The organism is Rhodoferax koreense (genome assembly GCF_001955695.1).
Classification (GTDB): Bacteria; Pseudomonadota; Gammaproteobacteria; order Burkholderiales; family Burkholderiaceae_C; genus Rhodoferax_B; species Rhodoferax_B koreensis.
This window is the reverse complement of the sequence record NZ_CP019236.1, coordinates 4,738,615-4,755,417: the sequence shown is the minus strand read 5'-3', so window position 1 is coordinate 4,755,417 and position 16,803 is coordinate 4,738,615. Positions and strand designations below refer to the sequence as shown.

At 59.2% G+C, this 16,803-nt stretch carries 17 protein-coding genes and 1 pseudogene; 9 read left to right on the top strand and 9 right to left on the bottom strand.

The annotated features are described in order from the left end of the window. The first annotated feature begins 31 nt into the window (after positions 1–31). Together RD110_RS22055 and RD110_RS22050 are read left to right on the top strand one after the other, a co-directional pair. On the top strand, positions 32–625 hold the full coding sequence (locus RD110_RS22055; RefSeq protein ID WP_239467096.1) for a response regulator transcription factor: 594 nt from the start codon (positions 32–34) through the stop codon (positions 623–625). A 121-nt stretch (positions 626–746) separates the two neighbouring features. Continuing rightward, positions 747–1,421, top strand: coding sequence for a response regulator transcription factor (locus tag RD110_RS22050; RefSeq protein ID WP_076202028.1), 675 nt, complete (start codon positions 747–749; stop codon positions 1,419–1,421). Here the strand turns inward: RD110_RS22050 and RD110_RS22045 are convergent. Further along, the gene (locus tag RD110_RS22045) at positions 1,418–2,071 is read right to left on the bottom strand and encodes a response regulator (RefSeq protein ID WP_239467095.1); all 654 of its coding nucleotides are present in this window, start codon (positions 2,069–2,071) and stop codon (positions 1,418–1,420) included. The two genes, RD110_RS22050 and RD110_RS22045, sit on opposite strands and share 4 nt — an antisense overlap. A 170-nt stretch (positions 2,072–2,241) precedes the next feature. Between RD110_RS22045 and RD110_RS22040 the strand changes: the two genes are divergently transcribed. Further along, entirely contained in the window at positions 2,242–3,177 is a 936-nt protein-coding gene (locus tag RD110_RS22040; protein WP_157900293.1) for a helix-turn-helix domain-containing protein, read from the top strand. Here the strand turns inward: RD110_RS22040 and RD110_RS22035 are convergent. Together RD110_RS22035 and RD110_RS22030 are read right to left on the bottom strand one after the other, a co-directional pair. After that, positions 3,164–4,060, bottom strand: a complete 897-nt coding sequence (locus tag RD110_RS22035; protein WP_076202024.1) for an EthD domain-containing protein — start codon at positions 4,058–4,060, stop codon at positions 3,164–3,166. The two genes, RD110_RS22040 and RD110_RS22035, sit on opposite strands and share 14 nt — an antisense overlap. A 24-nt stretch (positions 4,061–4,084) precedes the next feature. After that, the gene (locus tag RD110_RS22030; protein WP_076202023.1) at positions 4,085–4,504 is read right to left on the bottom strand and encodes a nuclear transport factor 2 family protein; all 420 of its coding nucleotides are present in this window, start codon (positions 4,502–4,504) and stop codon (positions 4,085–4,087) included. 338 nt (positions 4,505–4,842) lie between these two features. Here RD110_RS22030 and RD110_RS28160 point away from each other — a divergent pair, with 338 nt between their 5' ends. Further along, positions 4,843–5,331 (top strand): hypothetical protein, encoded by a 489-nt coding sequence (locus RD110_RS28160; RefSeq protein ID WP_157900292.1) that lies wholly within the window; start codon positions 4,843–4,845, stop codon positions 5,329–5,331. Between the two features lie 163 nt (positions 5,332–5,494). On the opposite strand, the gene RD110_RS22020 is transcribed toward RD110_RS28160, so the two are convergent. Then, positions 5,495–6,604, bottom strand: coding sequence for an alkene reductase (locus RD110_RS22020; protein ID WP_076202020.1), 1,110 nt, complete (start codon positions 6,602–6,604; stop codon positions 5,495–5,497). 240 nt (positions 6,605–6,844) lie between these two features. Continuing rightward, positions 6,845–7,879, bottom strand: coding sequence for a Gfo/Idh/MocA family protein (locus RD110_RS22015; RefSeq protein ID WP_239467094.1), 1,035 nt, complete (start codon positions 7,877–7,879; stop codon positions 6,845–6,847). Between the two features lie 357 nt (positions 7,880–8,236). Between RD110_RS22015 and RD110_RS22010 the strand changes: the two genes are divergently transcribed. Next, on the top strand, positions 8,237–9,457 hold the full coding sequence (locus tag RD110_RS22010; RefSeq protein WP_076202017.1) for an MFS transporter: 1,221 nt from the start codon (positions 8,237–8,239) through the stop codon (positions 9,455–9,457). On the opposite strand, the gene RD110_RS22005 is transcribed toward RD110_RS22010, so the two are convergent. Continuing rightward, positions 9,415–10,386, bottom strand: coding sequence for a LysR family transcriptional regulator (locus RD110_RS22005; protein ID WP_076202015.1), 972 nt, complete (start codon positions 10,384–10,386; stop codon positions 9,415–9,417). The genes RD110_RS22010 and RD110_RS22005 overlap by 43 nt on opposite strands. Before the next feature lie 127 nt (positions 10,387–10,513). Then, positions 10,514–11,008: a hypothetical protein gene (locus tag RD110_RS22000; RefSeq protein ID WP_157900290.1), complete on the bottom strand. Its 495-nt coding sequence runs from the start codon at positions 11,006–11,008 to the stop codon at positions 10,514–10,516. A gap of 648 nt (positions 11,009–11,656) precedes the next feature. On the opposite strand from RD110_RS22000, the gene RD110_RS21995 reads away from it, so the two are divergent. From RD110_RS21995 to RD110_RS21980, 4 genes are all read left to right on the top strand, one after another. Continuing rightward, positions 11,657–12,766 carry an alkene reductase gene (locus RD110_RS21995; protein ID WP_076202012.1) on the top strand — a complete coding sequence of 370 codons (1,110 nt, stop codon included), beginning with the start codon at positions 11,657–11,659 and terminating at the stop codon, positions 12,764–12,766. A 37-nt stretch (positions 12,767–12,803) separates the two neighbouring features. Then, positions 12,804–13,661 carry an aldo/keto reductase gene (locus RD110_RS21990; RefSeq protein WP_076202011.1) on the top strand — a complete coding sequence of 286 codons (858 nt, stop codon included), beginning with the start codon at positions 12,804–12,806 and terminating at the stop codon, positions 13,659–13,661. 63 nt (positions 13,662–13,724) lie between these two features. Next, a complete protein-coding gene (locus tag RD110_RS21985; RefSeq protein ID WP_076202009.1) occupies positions 13,725–14,219 on the top strand; it encodes a DUF3237 domain-containing protein in 495 nt (164 codons plus the stop codon). Beyond that, positions 14,216–15,463: an MFS transporter gene (locus RD110_RS21980; protein ID WP_239467093.1), complete on the top strand. Its 1,248-nt coding sequence runs from the start codon at positions 14,216–14,218 to the stop codon at positions 15,461–15,463. The genes RD110_RS21985 and RD110_RS21980 overlap by 4 nt, the downstream gene beginning before the upstream one ends. A gap of 64 nt (positions 15,464–15,527) precedes the next feature. Here the strand turns inward: RD110_RS21980 and RD110_RS21975 are convergent. Together RD110_RS21975 and RD110_RS28155 are read right to left on the bottom strand one after the other, a co-directional pair. Next, a pseudogene (locus tag RD110_RS21975) lies at positions 15,528–15,788 on the bottom strand (transposase); the annotation flags it as partial. Between the two features lie 96 nt (positions 15,789–15,884). After that, on the bottom strand, positions 15,885–16,025 hold the full coding sequence (locus RD110_RS28155; RefSeq protein ID WP_157900289.1) for a hypothetical protein: 141 nt from the start codon (positions 16,023–16,025) through the stop codon (positions 15,885–15,887). Positions 16,026–16,803 lie beyond the last annotated feature (778 nt).

Sequence of the window (16,803 nt, the reverse complement as noted above, 5' to 3'; positions counted from 1 at the left end):
AAGGAGGCTCGTGACTATCCAAAGGATCAAGGTGCTGGTCGTAGACGACCACCCACTGCTAATGCAAGGCATCGAGGACATCCTCGCGCTTGCGCCAGATATTCAGCTCGTCGGACACGCTGGTAGCGGTCTCGACGCAATTTCCCAGTTCACTCTTGTTCGCCCGGATGTAACTCTCATGGATATCCAGATGCCCGGCATGAATGGGATCGAAGCCATGGCAACGATTTTGGTCATGGCACCGGATGCGCGCGTGTTGATCCTGACCTTGCATCGTCACGAATCGCAGATGCGCGAAGCCTTCGCTGCAGGTGCGGCAGGCTACTTACAGAAATCCCACGCTGCAACCCATTTGCTCGATGCGGTGCGGACCGTTCATGCCGGATCGATCTATCGAGTGGTACCTGTTGCACAACAGGCCGCAAGGTCCCTTTCCGTCGCCGAGATCGAGGTACTGAAGCTTGCCGCCTTGGGCTACTCCAACCGCCGCATCGGCGAATCTCTGGATATTCCCGAGGAAACGGTGAAATCGCGTATGAAGAGCATCCTGGCCAAACTCTCAGCGAACGATCGAACCCACGCGGTAACGCTGGCGCTGCAGCGCGGGATCATCGCGATGCTTTGATGCGAGACTCTAAAGAGTCATTTTTTTCGCCCCGAATCAGTCTTATAGCGTTCAATTGCAGTGATATCGTTAACAACATCGGAGATTTCCTCCGAACTTGCAATCACCGTGATGAGGCTATATGACTTCAAATCTACCGATTCGGATTTTCGTGAGCCACACAGATGCGATCGCCCAGGCGGGACTGTCGTCAGCATGCCGGAATATTGACGACTTCGAGGTCGTTGAACATTGCGTCAGCTCCTCTGCTTACCCCGTTGACATCGTCGCCACGGATTTTGAGAGCGGTCTGGCCTTGCTCTCGTCTCCGATGGACAGCGACTACGGCAAGGTGCTCATCATCACCACGAACGACCGTGAGAGTGACATCCGTCTTGCGTTAAAAAAGGGCGCCAAGGGCTATCTTCTGCAAGGCTGTTCGCTTGAGGAGCTTGCCACAGCGATCCGCCAGGCTTCCGCAGGAAGCGTGTACGTGGGAACACACATCGCCCACCGGCTGGCTGAAAGCATTTTCGAGGAATCGCTAACGCTGCGTGAAGAAGAGGTCTTGCAGTTTGTCGTGGAGGGATTTTGCAACAAGGAGATCGCAAGGGAGTTGGGCCTCGCCGTCGGCACCATCAAATCGCATCTTCGAACCGTTTTCGGAAAGCTCAACGTAAAAAGCCGGACACATGCGGTGGCAGTTGCGGAGCGACGTGGGCTTGTGAGCCGAGGCCGACGTCTCGGTGGGCCCGGAGGGCGTGTTCGCGGCAGTACCTTAGACAAAATCCCGACCGCCCGCGTGTTTTCGCCCTAACTCACATCGATGATTCCGCGCTTGAGGGCAAGGATCACGGCATGCGTTCTGTCATTTGCCGAGAGCTTTGACAAGATGCTCTTCATCCGTGATTTGACGGTTTCTTCGGGAATCGAGAGCGCGGCGGCGACGCGCTTGTTTGAAAAGCCAGACGCTACCAGCTGCAGCACTTCGATCTCGGCCGGCGACAAATCTTCGTACGCCATGCTGTTGGCCAGCTGAGCCGCAATTTCTGCGGGGATGTAGCGTTGCCCGCCATGCACCAGCCGGATGGCATCGCGCAATTCCTTCTGGACCATGCTTTTCAGCAGGTAGCCCGAGGCGCCAGCCTTGATCGCGTCCCGGGCCTGTGTTTCTCCGCGGTAAACCGTGAGCATGATCAGCCGTGCTTTCGGAAATTCCCTGCGGATCTCAATCAGCGTCTCAATGCCGCTCATGCCTGGCATCTGGATGTCCATCAGCGTGACGTCCGGCCGATGGAGCCTGTACAACTCGATCGCTTCGTGGCCGTTGGCTGCCTGGGCCACCAGGTGAATGTCCCCTGCCTCCCCAAGCATGCTGGCGATGCCTTCTCTGAGCAGGGGATGGTCGTCGACGGCCAGCACAGAAATGCGGGAGGCTTGCAATATCGGACTTTCGGTAGGAAGCAAGGACGGCAAGCTTAGTCGATTTGAAAACACCCGTTGGAGAAGGAGGCAATGTGCGGTGAAGTCACGAAGGCATCTCCGACCTAGGGCGTACCCAGGCCTGTCCCAAGGAGGCTGGTGGCTCAGGGAGACGGCTGCTAACTTGACCGAAGACTACGAGCAGGAACACGACCGTGCGCACAGAACTTTATGCAGGCAACCTCGGGCAATGCTTTCGACTGAAGAACCCGGCCACCCTGGTGGGGCCAACCTCGTCCGGCAGCAGCCTGGCGTTGACAGAACTGCGATACGACGCCAACGGGTTCGGATTCAGCAAACGGATGCCTCGCCACGATGGGTACCTCATCACCCTGAGCATGACCGATGTGCAGCGCTACGAGACCTGGATCGACGGCCGCCAGGCGTTCACCGCGTCTTTGTCGCCTGGCGACGTGTGCGTGCATGACCTGCGGCGAGGACCCGCGATGTTCTTTGCAGATCCATTCCATCTGTTGGCCTTCTTGGTTCCTGAAGGCGCACTCAGAGAAGCAGGAGGAAGTACCCTGCAGGTCCGGGACCTGGCCAAGGATGCCGTCGTCCACAGCTTGGGACGGTTGTTGTTGCCGTACCTCGGCGCCGGCGCCGGCGAAAACCGGTCCTACATCAACCATCTTTTCTTGGCGCTGCGCAGCCACCTCGCCCATGCCTACTCGGCACAGGAAGAAGGGGGTCATCGAGCCGGACTTGCGCCATGGCAGCACTGTCGTTTGCATGAGCTTTTTGACCGACAGCCCGGCGAGAGCATCAGCCTGGAAAAAATGGCTCGTGTCTGCGGTCTTTCGCCAAGCGGTTTCCTGCGCGCGTTCAAAAACGCGATGGGTATGCCTCCGCAAAGATGGCTGCGTCAACGCAGGGTAGCGCAGGCGCAGGCGCTGCTGCGGCAAGGAGGCACGGCGCTTGCAGACATTGCCTTATGCACCGGCTTTTCAGATCAAAGCCACTTCACCCGCGTTTTTTCCCAACAAACGGGAGTCAGTCCCGGAGCATGGCGCCGTGCTCAGGCGATGGCAGCGGAATCTGGCGTTGCGCGACCAGCCTGCGTCCCCGCATACGACGTCACGACCTGGTGAAAAGGCGGGTCACATCGCCGAGCAGATGGTTCGTGGCGCCGACTGCCTCGATGATCTCCGCTACACGGCTTCCACGCAGCCCGGCTGTCGTAGGTATGCTGTCTCGTACAAAGGTGTAGACCCCGGTGACGAAGTGTGCGGCCATGGCTTCGATGTGGGCCGACTGACCCGTCTTCGTTGCACTGAAACGCTCGCTTTCAAAAAACCGGCGCGCGGTGAGGGCGGTTTCGAAGCCGATCTCCATGACAGCCAGTTCCAGCATGTCCTTGCGGACCTCATGGTCCACCGGAGATGGGGGCTGGGGGTTTGTATTGTCATAAGGCTCGGGAAGGTGCAACCGCAGCTTCAACACAGCCTGGTCGGCGGCCAGGGTTTCGGCAAAGCCGGTCACCCACGCCTTCATGTCTACGCCTGTCTTCGCATGCATATAGACATGTAGCCTATGGAGCCTGTCGGGCCCGTTGGGGATGCCGTCGGCCTGCTTGTCCACGAAGGTACGCGAACCGTTAGGCAGGAAATAGGCGGCATCCCAGCCGAAGACGTTCACCTCGTCGCCGAAGAGTAGGGGGCTTGCCTTGCCAAACCGTTCCATTGCATCGGCGTCCGGAAAGCCGATCTCGACGGCTCCGTCGAGCGGAAAGTCGATGCGTCGTACGCCAGGCGCCAGCGGCCAGAGGTTTGCGTAAATCGTGCGAGAAAAATGATGCTGGACATAGAAGCCGAGGCCTGGCAATCGAGAGCACAACGGGCCGTGAACGTCCCGCCAGTAGGCAGCGAACGTCTCGCGGGGTACGCCTGGGTGCATCTGCACCGGCGAATATGTTTGGCAGCGAATGGCAGAGTCGCGTGCGCCAAAGTCGGCTTGGGCTAGGGATGTGTTCATTTGGTGATCCTTCAGAAAGCGCGCTCAGCGCGAAGACGCGGTTCGCGCGATGCGCTCCAACAGCGCGGCAGGCTCGTAGTACGCAACCCAGATCGAACGTGCCTTGCCGTTCTCGAGCGACCAATGTTCGGAGATCTTGATCATTGCGTCGGTGTCACTGACGCCAACGTTGATGAGTGCGACGACGTGATCACCTTCGGCCGTCATGCTGTCGTACGAGAAGCGGCTGAAGTCGAGGACTTTGGCAACTTGGGGTAACACCACGTTGAGGTAGCCATATGCGCTCGGTGTATTGCCACCCCACGGCAAATAGTTGGGCGCGCTACAAACGAATTTGTCGTGCAGGTGGGACGCGATGGCCGTGATGTCACCTCGCACACCACCCTCGTAAAACGATTTGACCACGGATCTGTTGAGTTCCACGGTGCGGTCGGTAACTGGCATATTGACCCTCTCATAATAAGTAAGAGAGCTTATGGTCGTGCACTGTCTCCCGCGAAGATTGCATGTGCTGGGCGTCTTTGCCTAATAGCGGCGTCATTCGACAAATGCCGTGGGTATAACACTGCAGATAGCTGAGTCTGCGGCCATCGACGACCCCGGAGACTGCCGCTGTCCCGTCAAAGGACGGTGGGCCAAAAACGCATTGGTCACCCGTATCTCAGGCCTCGCGAACGCCTGCCGACGACCCACCAAAGACAGAGACGTCAAGGCCAAATTGGAGGGTTCTCAAAAAGCTGAACGTGCACTGAAATGATCGCCTCACCCTTAACGGAGTTGCCATGCGTACAGCGATTCCCGCGCCTGCGGGCGAACCTCCGGTCTGTGACGGTTGCAATGCGAAGGTGTGGCACGAGTTGTTGTTGGCACCGTGCAGCGAGCGAGGGCTCCAAGCGTTGGAACTGGCGTTCAGCTTCACTGGAGGAATTCTTTCCGAGCGCCAACTTCTACAGCGACTGCAGATGTTTTGCGATCAACCGATCTCGAGACTTGCCCGCTGGATCGTCGATCGAAAAATTGTCCACCTGACGTGGCAGAGCCAGGTGCTTGTTCCAGGCTTTCAATTCCTGCCGCAGACCGCTTGTGTGCGTCCGGTTGTCCAGGACCTCATCGGGGAGCTTGGATCAATCATGGACGACTGGGAGCTCACGACCTGGTTCGCACTGCCGAACGCGTGGCTTGGGGGGAGGGCTCCTGTGGATGTCCTCGACTGTGAAAGCCACAGGGTGATTCAAGCAGCACGCACGGCGTGGTTCATTGCGCGAGGGTAAAGGTCGCTCCGGCGCCGTCGAACCGCATTCACCCTTGCATTCTCGGGAAAGTGCCCGCAACGGCAGCCTTTTTTTGGCAGCCGCACGTGATCACTCACCGCATTCTCCGCCGGATCCGCATGTGCTCCGACCAGACTGCGGATCGGAGAAATCGCGCGGAAGCTTATGCGGCCACCGTCTCGTCCGCATAGACCGGGTAGTCGACATATCCCAGTTCGCTGCCTCCATAGAAAGTATCGCGGTCATAGGCATTGAGCGATAGATTCCGGCGCAAACGGTCCGGCAAATCCGGGTTCGCAATGAAGTCTCGTCCAAAAGCCACAAGGTCTGCTGTGCCCTCTTCGATAATCGCCTGCGCAGACTCCCGGGTAAAGCCGCCTGCTGCGATGATCGTGCCGCTGAAATGACGACGCATGAGACGTGCGGCTACTGGCGCCTGATCGCGTGTGTCATCGATGGCGTTGCCTTTGACTCGCGGTTCGATCAGATGCAGATAGGCCAGGTTCAGTGCATCGAGCTGGGCAGCAACATAAGTGAACAGCGCTTCCGGATTGCTGTCCTTCATCTCGCCAAAGTGACCGTTGGGGCCGAGACGTACAGCGACGCGCTGGCTGCCCCAGACTTCGATCGTCGCCCGGACGATCTCCATCAGGAAACGCGCGCGCTTCTCGACGGAGCCGCCGTAGCCATCGCTGCGTTTGTTGCTCCCGTCCTGAAGGAACTGGTCGATCAGATAGCCGTTGGCACCGTGGATCTCGATGCCGTCAAAGCCCGCAGCCAGACCACGTTGTGCCGCGCGACGGAACTCCAGCACCAATTCCGATACCTCCGCCTCGGTCAAAGCGCGGTGCGGCGAGCTCGGAACCCAGCCCTTGGACGTGTAGGCCACCCCCTCGTATTCCACCTCGGATGGGGCGACCGGCGCAGCGCCGCCAGGCTGCATGTCCGCATGCGATTGCCGTCCAGCGTGGAACAGTTGAAGAAAGATGCGCCCGCCCTTTGCGTGCACCGCGTCTGTGACGGTGCGCCAGCCCGCAATTTGATCGTCGGCATAGAGGCCCGGCGAGCCGAGATAGCCGTTGCCATTTGCTGAAGCGACGGTCGCTTCCGACACGATAAATCCGCCATCGGATGTCCGTTGTGCATAGTACTGCGCCATCAGGGCGCCGGGCCTGTCTCCGGCCTCTGAACGCATGCGGGTCAGAGGTGCCATGGCGACGCGATGCGTCAGCTTATAAGGGCCGAGGGCCACAGGGGTGAAAAGTTTTGACATGGTGAAAAGACCTCGTGGAAAGTTCTGGTTGGTTGAATATGGGGTTGCCCCGGTGATAGAAATGGGTCTTGTGATCCGAAGTCTGTTGACCTGCTCGCCCTGAATGGATCTGCGCTCTTTCACTCCATCCAGTCAAGCAGGGCTGGTCTGATGACAGTACCGTTGGCAAGGCATCATCCTCACCATCGAGGTATTGCTCCATCACCAAAGGATTGCATGCGTACCCGCTGCGACGTGCCTTCAGGCTTCGAGGTTGATCCGTTGCCCCGTATCCGACGACAGCTTCGCCGCATCGAGCAGGCGATGCATGCGTACGGCGTCATCGAACGTGGAAGCGTGATGGGTGCCGTGATCCACATCGTGGGCGAAGGCTGCGTAGAGTTGCGCCAGCTCCAGCACGGCCGAGGGCAGCGCAGAGGGCGGCAAAGTGTCATAAGACTGTGGGATCGGCATCGAACGCAAAGGCAGGTCGTCGCCGTGGGCGCCTTGGATCACGTAGTCGTCGCCCACGTCGCCGAAGGCCGAGCGATTGGTGATCCTCAGGTCGCCCGCATCGCCCGTGATATCGATCTGTACCCCGGAGCCATTTCGCTTACCACCTTCGATGTGCACGGTAAGAACCGCACCGCCGTCCAGCGCCCCCGAGAGAACGAGCTGGTCGGGTGTGGTGGTAGGGATGACTTCTCCGGTTTCACGAATGGAAACTTCGGGGAACTGATTGACCAGCAGCGCGCTGATGCTGGTTGGCCAGCCGGTTGCGTCGAGCAACATATCGAGGAAGTGCCCGGCGTAGATCGCGATGACGCTGGAGAAATTCTCCGGCGGCGCCGTCCAGCGCAACGCCTGGGAGCGCATGGCTTGGAAGTAGTTCATGCTGACGTGCATGCGTACCGACCGCAGCTTTCCCACATGACCGTTGTTCAGCAAATCCCGCAGATAGCGGTTGTGGGGGGAGAGGCGCCGCTGAAGGCCGACGACCGTACGCACGCCAGCCGCCTTGGCAAGGCGGACCATCTCGAGCGAAGTTTGCGTGCTGGGTGTCAGGGGCCATTCGCAATAGACGTCCTTCTTCGCAGCAATGGCGGCGCGGATGGACTCTTCATGTTGAGGAGCGGTGGTCAGCACAACCACCAAATCGACGTCGGGGTGGTTGACCAACGCGGTGACCGAATCAACAACATTTGGAATCCCGTAGCGCTGCGCGGCAGCATGCGCCGCTTCTGCGCGACGGGCATGGATGGCGGTGATCTGATACTCAGGCAAGAGGCTGAGCACGCGGACATGGCCGTGCAGGCCCCAGTTGCCGATACCGACAAGACCGACGCGGATGGGTCTCGCTGTGTGTGACGTGGATGGGGGGGCGATTGAAGAGGTATTTGATGTATTCATGCCAGAAGTATGGGAGCGCGGCTTGCTTCTGAAAAGGATCTGGCGTTCGGGACAGTCCGGACTCGAATGGCTCGAATGCTGGCTGGCCGCCGATTCCGGACTTCGAGTTCTTCAGTGTTCGGAATGCAGAACTCTTTCGCAACTGCTCTCGTGGCCTGACCATCTGTGAAGGCCCAGAGCGGTCCTTCTAGTCCCGCTGCAAAGCTGTTTCCCCTTCTTCATCTCATCTTCATCGGATCAACCATGTCCCACGATACACAGGCCAGTACCCTGGCTCCGCCGCCTTCCGCGTCGACAGTGAGCAACGCCAACCCATGGTTGGCAGTGTTGTCTGTCGCGCTGAGCGCGATTGTTTTCTGCACCACCGAGTTCCTGCCCATCGGCTTGTTGCGCTACATCAGCGCGGGTATGCGCGTCAGCGAGGGCACCGCAGGCCTGATGGTTACCGCGCCCGGTTTGCTGGCCGCATTCGCGGCGCCGTTGGTCGCGATCGGTGTCGGCCGGATGGACCGCCGCTCGGTGCTGTTGGGACTGTCCGCGTTGCTGATCTTCTCCAATCTGCTGTCGATGCTTGCCAACAGCTTTCCGCTGTTGATTGCGGCACGGATCTTGTTCGGCATCGGGCTCGGAGGGTTCTGGGCCGTGGGGGCGGGCATTGGCTCGCGCCTGGTGGCCGCGGCATCCGCTGGCCGAGCGACTTCGATCATTTTTGCCGGCGTATCGATCGGAATGCTCGTCGGCGGCTCTGGAGGTGCGCTCATAGGTGAGCTTGCAGGTGCTGGCGCCGCCTTTGGGGGGGCGCTTGCACTCTCCATACTTTCCTTTGTTGCACAGGCGATTTGGTTGCCGAAGCTGCCAGTTGAACGTGCTATGCCGGCTCGGGAACTCCTTGGCATCGTCGCCACCTCGGCAGGGCGCAGCGGGCTTTTGGCGATGCTGCTCGTGCTGTGCGGTCAGTTCGCCGCCTACACCTATGTGACGCCCTTTCTGGCCCAACACACAGGATTCGACGCACGCGCCATCTCGGGCATCCTGTTCGGTTACACCTTGATCGGGCTCGTGGGCAATTTTCTCGTCGGCGGCTTGGGAGGGCGCAACGAGAAGACTGCATTGGCCGCGACGATTGCCCTGTTTGTTGTGTCCGTGTCGTTGTTGCCGGTACTGGGTGACACACCTGTCTGGACATTGGCGTTGATGGCTGCTTGGGGCTTGGCGTACGGAGCCATGCCGCTGGCGTTACAGATGTGGGTGACCCGGGCGGCGCCTCATGTGCCTGAGGGAGGCATGGCGCTGTACGTCGGCAATTTCCAAGCTTCCATTGCGCTTGGCTCTTTCGTGGGAGGGCTTGTGGTGGACGGATTCGGTGTCTCGCAGGCGGTGATTGCCGGCGGCTTGCTCGGGCTGATTGCCCTGGTGGTGCTTTATGCGTTTGCGGGCAAAGTCTTGGAACCAGGCACGAGGTGAGCACCTTTCGAGCGCCCGTTGGCGGCGACGTCGCCGGGTGGAAGCAGGTGCACCGACAGGAACTCAACAAATGCACGAAGTTTGGGAGACGCGTAAGGGCTGGCGGGCCAGACGGCGCGGAACGTTCCCGTGTGTGTTACGAACGTATCCAACACCTGGACCAACGTGCCCGAGGCGGCTTGCGGTCGCCACGCGAAGTCGGGAACGCACGCAATCCCCAGCCCGGCCTCTGCCAGCGCCACAAGCGGCTCGATAGAGCTGGCGGCGGCTGTGACCGGCACGGACACGTCATTGCCCGTTGTCGATGGCGTCAACGGCCAGCGCTCGAGCTTGCCGTTGGTGGGGAAACGATGGTGCAGGCACGCATGCTGCAGCAGGTCTTCCGGTGTGCGCGGTATCCCCGCGCGTCGGAAATAACTGGGCGCACCGACCAGCTGAAGGCGAAATTCGCCGAGGCTTCGGGCAATGAGCCGCGAGTCGGTTGCCTCGCCGGTGCGGACGACCACGTCGAATCCATCGTTGACCACGTCAACAAGATGATCGGAGAAGTGCAAATCTAGTGCGATCTCGGGGTATGCGGTCATGAAAGCTGCCAACGTCGGCATCATGAGCGTTCCAACCAAGGGCAGGCTAACGTGCAAGCGACCGCGTGGGGTGGTTCTCGTTGCCCCAAAGCCTGACTCCATGGCATCGAGTTCTGCGAAGATCCGCCGGCAGCTTTCGAGCAACTGCTTGCCTTCGTCGGTCAGTTGAATGCTACGTGTGCTTCGGTGGAAAACCCGAACGCCCAGACGTTTTTCCAATCTTGCCACGGCCTTGCCGACGGCAGAGGCTGACAGGCCGAGCTGGTTTCCTGTTTCCGTGAAGCTACGCGTTTCCGCGGCTCGAGCGAAAACTTTCAGTGCGCTTAGATTGTCTAGATTGTTCATCTGAGGCGGGACGTTATCGCCAAACCCGAAAAGTCATGTAAGAAGCCAGCGTTTGCCTCAGGGCAAACGCTGCACCAAACGATGCAGCATCGCGGGTCGGACCCTCGCGCCACTTCCGTTCGCGGCTTCAATGCTTCATTGGCGCTTCAGGTCTTGCTGAGGCCTTTACCAACGGCGCCTTTCCGCCTCTTTTTTCTGCACGCTTGGCATTTCGTGCTTCCAACTCGGCGTCTCTCGTCTCTGGTTTCTTCGCGTTGACACCTTCGCCGGTGGGAAAGGCGCCTTCACCGTGAGCAACCGGCGTGGCCGCGACCTTTTTGGTCGGATCACGGCGTGCGTCGCGCTGAGCCTTGCTCTTTGCTTCCTGCGCGTCGCTCATGTTCGGCGCGGGCATGGCCGACTCACCGTTCAAAGCGACAACCTGCTTGTAGTTTGCCATGGACGAGTGGTCACTCGAGGCGGCCTGGACGGACGCACCGACCAATGCCGTAGCCAAGGTGGCAGCCAGAATAATTGCTGATTTCATGTTGATCCTTTCGATCCTATCGGTGGTAGAGACATCTTGATGAATCAAGATAACCTGCTTGTTCATAAGCTTGGACATCATCCAGTTGATGTACAAGCTGTGCATCTTCCAATGGGCGGAGTCGAGCCTAGCACTTTCGATAGGGAGAGGGGGTTGGAATTTTTCTGGCTGGCCCAGAGGTTGACAGCTTTTCAATCCTGTCTTCGTAGAAATGTATCAATGACCTCCCGGTGGTCCGGGTATTTCGCCGTACCCCTTGTTGGCCTTGGATCATCAAAAATTGGCAACTGCCACCCGTGCTGCCACGCCACAGCAGATCGTTGGCCGCCCTGCAAACGACATCGTCGTGCAGGTGCGCTCAAACACAAAGTATCTCCGCGCACTCCGCCGTCAACCGTCCTATGACCGATTTGATGCTGTTCGCTGTTTCAGCATCGCTCAGGATCTGAACCCCCTGGTAGCAGCAGGTGACGGCATGGCCATTGGGGCGCCGCGCGGATAGAAGGTTCTGGTCATTTCTATCTCCGCATCGCGAAACGACTCCATCGAGTCATCCAAAGTGTTTCCCAGTGTACTGACCCAAACAAGGGCCGGACACTAAGCTTCCGCCATGCATTGGCCGCAGCCCTGGATGGTGGACACACAAGTCCGCACTGTGCGGCCACGGCCACCCATTTCAAAAGCGCAAGCTGTACAGATCTACTGAAGACCAGCCCTTAACCCTTACTCAGAATCGAGGAAACCATGTCAAAACTGCTTTCACCTGTCCAGCTCGGCCCCTTTCAGCTTTCACATCGCGTCGTGCTTGCGCCGTTGACCCGCATGCGCGCCGATCCTGGAGCGCTCCCGAGCGCGCTGATGGCGACGTATTACGGTCAACGCGCCTCCAAGGGAGGCTTCATGATTGGTGAAGCGACCTTCCCGGCTGAGAACGGCAATGGTTATCTCGGCGCTCCCGGCCTCTACGACGACAGCCAGATCGCGGGTTGGAAACGCGTGACCGACGCGGTGCATGCCAAAGGCGCCAAGATTTTTTTGCAGCTCTACCACGCAGGCCGTCAATCGAACAAGGACGTGCAGCCGGCGGGCAGTATTCCTGTCGGCCCGTCTGAAGTACTGCACGGTGGAGTTGCCTACACCACCGAGGGTTGGGTGCCCAATACCCCGAACCGCGCTCTGACCATTGCCGAGATCGAAGCGCTGGTCGAGAGCTTCCGTCTGGGAGCCGGCCGCGGTAAGGAAGCCGGCTTCGACGGAGTCGAGATCCACGCTGCAAATGGCTACTTGTTTGACCAGTTCCTGCAGGATGGCAGCAACAAGCGTACGGACATGTACGGGGGCTCATTCGAGAATCGTGCTCGCTTCCTCCTTGATACCACCAAAGCCGTTATCTCGGTGTGGGGCAGTGACAGAGTTGCTGTGCGTATCGGACCAAGCGGCAATTGGGGCGACATGGCGGACTCCGACCCTGAAGGCCTTTTCACCTACGTAGCACAGCAGCTGGCACCGCTCAACCTGGCCTACCTGCACCTGATCGAACCCCGTATTGCCGGCAACATCGAGGATGAAACCAAGAACCAGGATCCGCTGGCGGCACAGCTGATCCGCAAGCACTACAAGGGCAGCATCATTGCCGCCGGTGGCTTCAACAAGGCGTCGGCTGAGGCCATCTTGCAGGCTGGCGATGCCGACCTGGTTGCCTTCGGCCGACACTTCATCGCAAACCCGGATCTTCCGGAGCGATTCCGCAACGACTGGCCACTGAACGCTTACGACCGCCCGAGCTTTTTTGGCGGGACCGATGTTGGCTACACCGACTACCCATTTCACGCGGAGGCTGCGGTCGCAGCCTGACCAGAACACAGACCTGCGCAGACTCCAAGGATCAACAATGACACAGTCGAAAGATGCTTCTGCCGCAACCTTCAGGGTCGGCGGGGAAATCGATGTCCACCGTCTCGGCTTTGGCGCGATGCGCATCACGGGCCGCGGGATTTGGGGCGAGCCAAAGGATCGCGCAGAAGTGCTTCGAACGCTACGACGGCTGCCAGCCGTCGGCATCGATTTCATCGATACGGCGGATTCTTATGGGCCCGATGTTTCTGAGCAACTGATCCGTGATGCGCTTCATCCCTACGAAGGGCTGCTTGTTGCGACCAAGGCGGGCCTGACCCGCGCCGGACCCGATCAGTGGTCTCCCTGTGGAAGACCGGAGTACCTCATGGCCCAGGCGCACGCGAGCCTCAAGCGACTCGGCGTATCCCAGATCGCCTTGTGGCAACTACACCGGATAGACCCGGCCGTTCCACGAGATGAACAGTTTGGGGCGGTGCGTCAACTTCTGGACGACGGCGTGATCCGTTTCGCTGGACTGAGCGAGGTCACGGTCGACGAGATCAAGGCGGCGTCGAAAGTGTTGAAGGTGTCGACTGTTCAAAATCGCTTCAATCTTGTGGATCGCGGCAGCGAGGATGTGCTCGAATACTGCGAGGCGCACGGGATCGGGTTCATTCCGTGGTTCCCATTGGCTGCAGGCGATCTCGCGAAGCCTGGCTCTGTGCTGAGCAATATTGCACGGGACTTGAACGCCTCAGCCAGCCAGATTGCACTGGCTTGGCTTCTCAGGCGAAGCCCAGTCATCCTTCCCATTCCTGGAACCTCGACGGTGGCGCATCTCGAAGAGAACGCGGCGGCCGCGCGCATCGCACTCTCGGATGAAGCGTTCACGGCTCTGAGCAACTTGGCGTGACTTGGCTGATACACCCAACCCGGTCGGTCCCGTCACGGACCGCCTTCCATCCTGGACTTCTTCATGTCTGAACTCGATCTCTCCAAGTTGCCCGTAGCACTTCAAACTGTCAGCACGCGCCCGCTGTTCGTGATGCGACTTGATGTCCGCCCTATCATTCCCATCGGTATCACACCCGGCGTGAACCGACGCATTGGCACGGTGCCTGGCGGGGAATTCTTCGGTGACCGTCTATCGGGTACGGTGCTGGATGGGGGCGCCGATTGGCAGGCCGTGCGCTCCGACGGCAGTACCTCTTTGGATGTGCGTCTGGTGCTCCGCACCGATGACGAGGCGCTGATCACGATGAACTACCGTGGCTTGCGCCACGGCCCGGTAGATGTGATCAGGCGGATGGAGGCCGGGGAGGCTGTGGACGCAGCTGACTACTACTTTCGCATCGGCCCGATGTTTGAAACGGCTGATCCACGATACGACTATCTCAATCGCATCCTCGCTGTTGGCATAGGACACCGCAGGGCGGGAGGCCCCGTCTACAGCATCTTCGAGATGTTATGAAGAGCGGTGCGGACATGACGGGCGTCGCACGGTCGCCCGGCCTCGCGCGTAGCCGCTGGTCAACCCGTGTCCAATGGTTGCTCGGAACCGCCTGCGGACTCCTGATCGCCAATGTGTACTACGCGCAGCCGCTGACCGCTTTGATCACGAGCGCTCTGGGGATGCCAAAGGAGAGTGCCGGGCTGCTGGTGACCCTGCCACTTGCAGGCTACGGCCTTGGTTTGCTCATGGTGGTGCCCCTGGCGGATTTGGTCGAGAACAAGCGACTGGCGATGAGTCTTGTTGGCCTCGAGGCGCTTTGCCTGACCGCGCTGTCCATGCTCGATCATCCGGGACCGTACCTGTTCGGTGCCTTCTTCGTCGGCGTGAGCGCCACCGCCGTACAAGTGCTTGTTCCGTATGTGACGTTTCTCGCACCCGAAAAAGAGCGAGGAAGGGCTGTAGGGAAGGTCGTGAGCGGCGTGATGCTGGGCATCATGCTGGCCCGCCCGGTATCCAGCGCTGTCGCACAATGGTTCTCCTGGCGGGCCGTCTTCGCGGCGTCAGCGGTACTCATGGCCGCGCTACTGATGGCGTTGAGATCAATATTGCCAGAACGCGTGCCAGAGCCAGGTCTGACCTATGGCGCAATGCTGCGATCGATGGGTGAGATTTTCACCTCTACCCCCGTGCTCCGGCGACGCGCGTTCTACCATGCCTTTCTCTTCGGCACATTCAGCGTGTTCTGGACCGCAGTGCCGCTATGGCTGAGCGGGCCTCAGTTCCACCTGACCCAGAGCGACATTGCCTGGGTGGCGTTGGCCGGCGTGGCGGGTGCCGTGGCCCCGCCATTAGCGGGGCGATTGGCCGACCAAGGGTTCAGTAGGCTCGGCACTGGGTTGGCGCTGTTGCTAGCGGCGCTTGCCTTCTCTTCGACTGCTCTGATTCATGGCGGCAGTCTACGATCTGTCGGATTGCTCGTCGTCGCAGCCATCGCTCTCGATTTTGCCGTCTCTGCAAATCTCGTCTTCGGTCAGCGCGCGATCTATGCCTTGAAGGCGGAGATCCGTGGGCGATTGAACGGCCTGTTTATGGCCACCTTCTTCGCGGGCGGTGCGATAGGCTCTGCGCTCGGCGGGTGGACCTATTACGGGTTCGGCTGGAGAGGAGTCGCTCTGCTCGGTACAGCGTTGCCAGCCATGGGATTCGCCTATTTCTTGACCGAAGAAAAGCCGGATTCGGTGTTAATTTCCACGCAACCCTGAGCCGGCGAGGGTGCGGCAAAAACCAGTCCAAGTTTTTATCCGCACCCCCCCTAACACCTCAAAGCCTTTTTGCCACCACCGCCTGCAGCATGGCCTTGTCCAGGCTCAGATCGGCCACGATCTGCTTGAGCTTGCGGTTCTCCTCCTCAAGCTGGCGCAGCCGACGCAGTTCGGATGGCCCCACGCCCGCGTATTTCTTGCGCCAGACGTAGAAGGTCGCGTCGCTGATGCCCATCTTGCGACATACCTCTTCAACGCTGGTGCCCAGCTCCGCCTGCTTCAACGCAAAGGCGAGCTGATCTTCAGTGAACTTGCTCTCCTTCATGACATCCTCCTAGCCCGACTAGGGCCTTCATCATGCCGGTCGTTCTGTTACCAAACGGTACGGAAACCTGGGACAGGGTCAGTCTTCATATGCGTTTCAAAGGTCGATTGAACGTTTCGGCATTGATTTCCAGCAGGCAGACTGCGCAAAAGAATGGTGGAATTCCGAATCGTCCGAATTTGCCAGAACGGCCACTTCGCTGGCGATGATGTTTTCGATGTCGATCTTCTTTCCCATCGGTTCAAATTTTCGATCACGTAGAACGTTTTCGCATTCGGCGACAAGGCCGCAGCTTGCCCGCGTGCCATGCATCACCGCGATCGGAATTTCGTTCTCGTAAACATTCGGCCTTCGGCTTTTTCGTGGACGGAGAGAAATTTCCGCAGTCGAAGTGCCATGTTCAGCTTCGTTTGTTGTTCGAAGTCGTGGTTGTACCGAGTCCGGAATTCGTTTTCGACCACGTAAATCCCCGCAGGCCCAGCCCCAAAATTCGTTGGCGTAGCAAGTGCATGCGTCCGTATACGCTGAGTGCGTTCACGTCGGTTTTTCAGGAGCGCATTTTTCCAGCCTGCAGAACTGCAGTGGTCTTGTCCACCTCCGGCCTGCCGGTAACCCTGAGAAGTCGCCTGGTTCAGTGACGTGCGAACGGGGGACAAAAGGGCTCGGAAGTTGTGAGCGTAATCTTTTTGCGGTGTCTCGTGGCGATGCCATGGTGGCCGCCCACTTCGAGTCAGCTGTACGCAGGGTTCGGCCAGGATGCGAAACGTTCCTGACCTAGCGAACGATCTTGTCCCGCCTAGTCGCCCGGAAAATAGCGCGGACGGGCATGGGAACTATAGGTCGTGGGGCAAACGGTTTCAAGACGACGTCCTGTATGGATGCAGAATGAATTGCATCCCACGCAACAAGATTTGCAGACGATACAGAATTGATGGTGTCGGAAGCAAAGAGATTTGCATGGGATACGGAATGTCTGGCTTGTTTGGATCTGTCCTTGACCCGGGTAAGTAGCGAT

Bases quoted from the DNA above. Each gene is read 5' to 3' on its own strand.
- RD110_RS22010 (WP_076202017.1), top strand. From the start codon at position 8,237: ATGTCCCACGATACACAGGCCAGTACCCTGGCTCCGCCGCCTTCCGCG.
- RD110_RS22020 (WP_076202020.1), bottom strand. From the start codon at position 6,604: ATGTCAAAACTTTTCACCCCTGTGGCCCTCGGCCCTTATAAGCTGACG.
- RD110_RS21995 (WP_076202012.1), top strand. From the start codon at position 11,657: ATGTCAAAACTGCTTTCACCTGTCCAGCTCGGCCCCTTTCAGCTTTCA.
- RD110_RS22050 (WP_076202028.1), top strand. From the start codon at position 747: ATGACTTCAAATCTACCGATTCGGATTTTCGTGAGCCACACAGATGCG.
- RD110_RS21990 (WP_076202011.1), top strand. From the start codon at position 12,804: ATGACACAGTCGAAAGATGCTTCTGCCGCAACCTTCAGGGTCGGCGGG.
- RD110_RS28155 (WP_157900289.1), bottom strand. From the start codon at position 16,025: ATGGGAAAGAAGATCGACATCGAAAACATCATCGCCAGCGAAGTGGCC.
- RD110_RS22035 (WP_076202024.1), bottom strand. From the start codon at position 4,060: ATGAACACATCCCTAGCCCAAGCCGACTTTGGCGCACGCGACTCTGCC.
- RD110_RS22030 (WP_076202023.1), bottom strand. From the start codon at position 4,504: ATGCCAGTTACCGACCGCACCGTGGAACTCAACAGATCCGTGGTCAAA.
- RD110_RS21985 (WP_076202009.1), top strand. From the start codon at position 13,725: ATGTCTGAACTCGATCTCTCCAAGTTGCCCGTAGCACTTCAAACTGTC.
- RD110_RS28160 (WP_157900292.1), top strand. From the start codon at position 4,843: ATGCGTACAGCGATTCCCGCGCCTGCGGGCGAACCTCCGGTCTGTGAC.
- RD110_RS22005 (WP_076202015.1), bottom strand. From the start codon at position 10,386: ATGAACAATCTAGACAATCTAAGCGCACTGAAAGTTTTCGCTCGAGCC.
- RD110_RS21980 (WP_239467093.1), top strand. From the start codon at position 14,216: ATGAAGAGCGGTGCGGACATGACGGGCGTCGCACGGTCGCCCGGCCTC.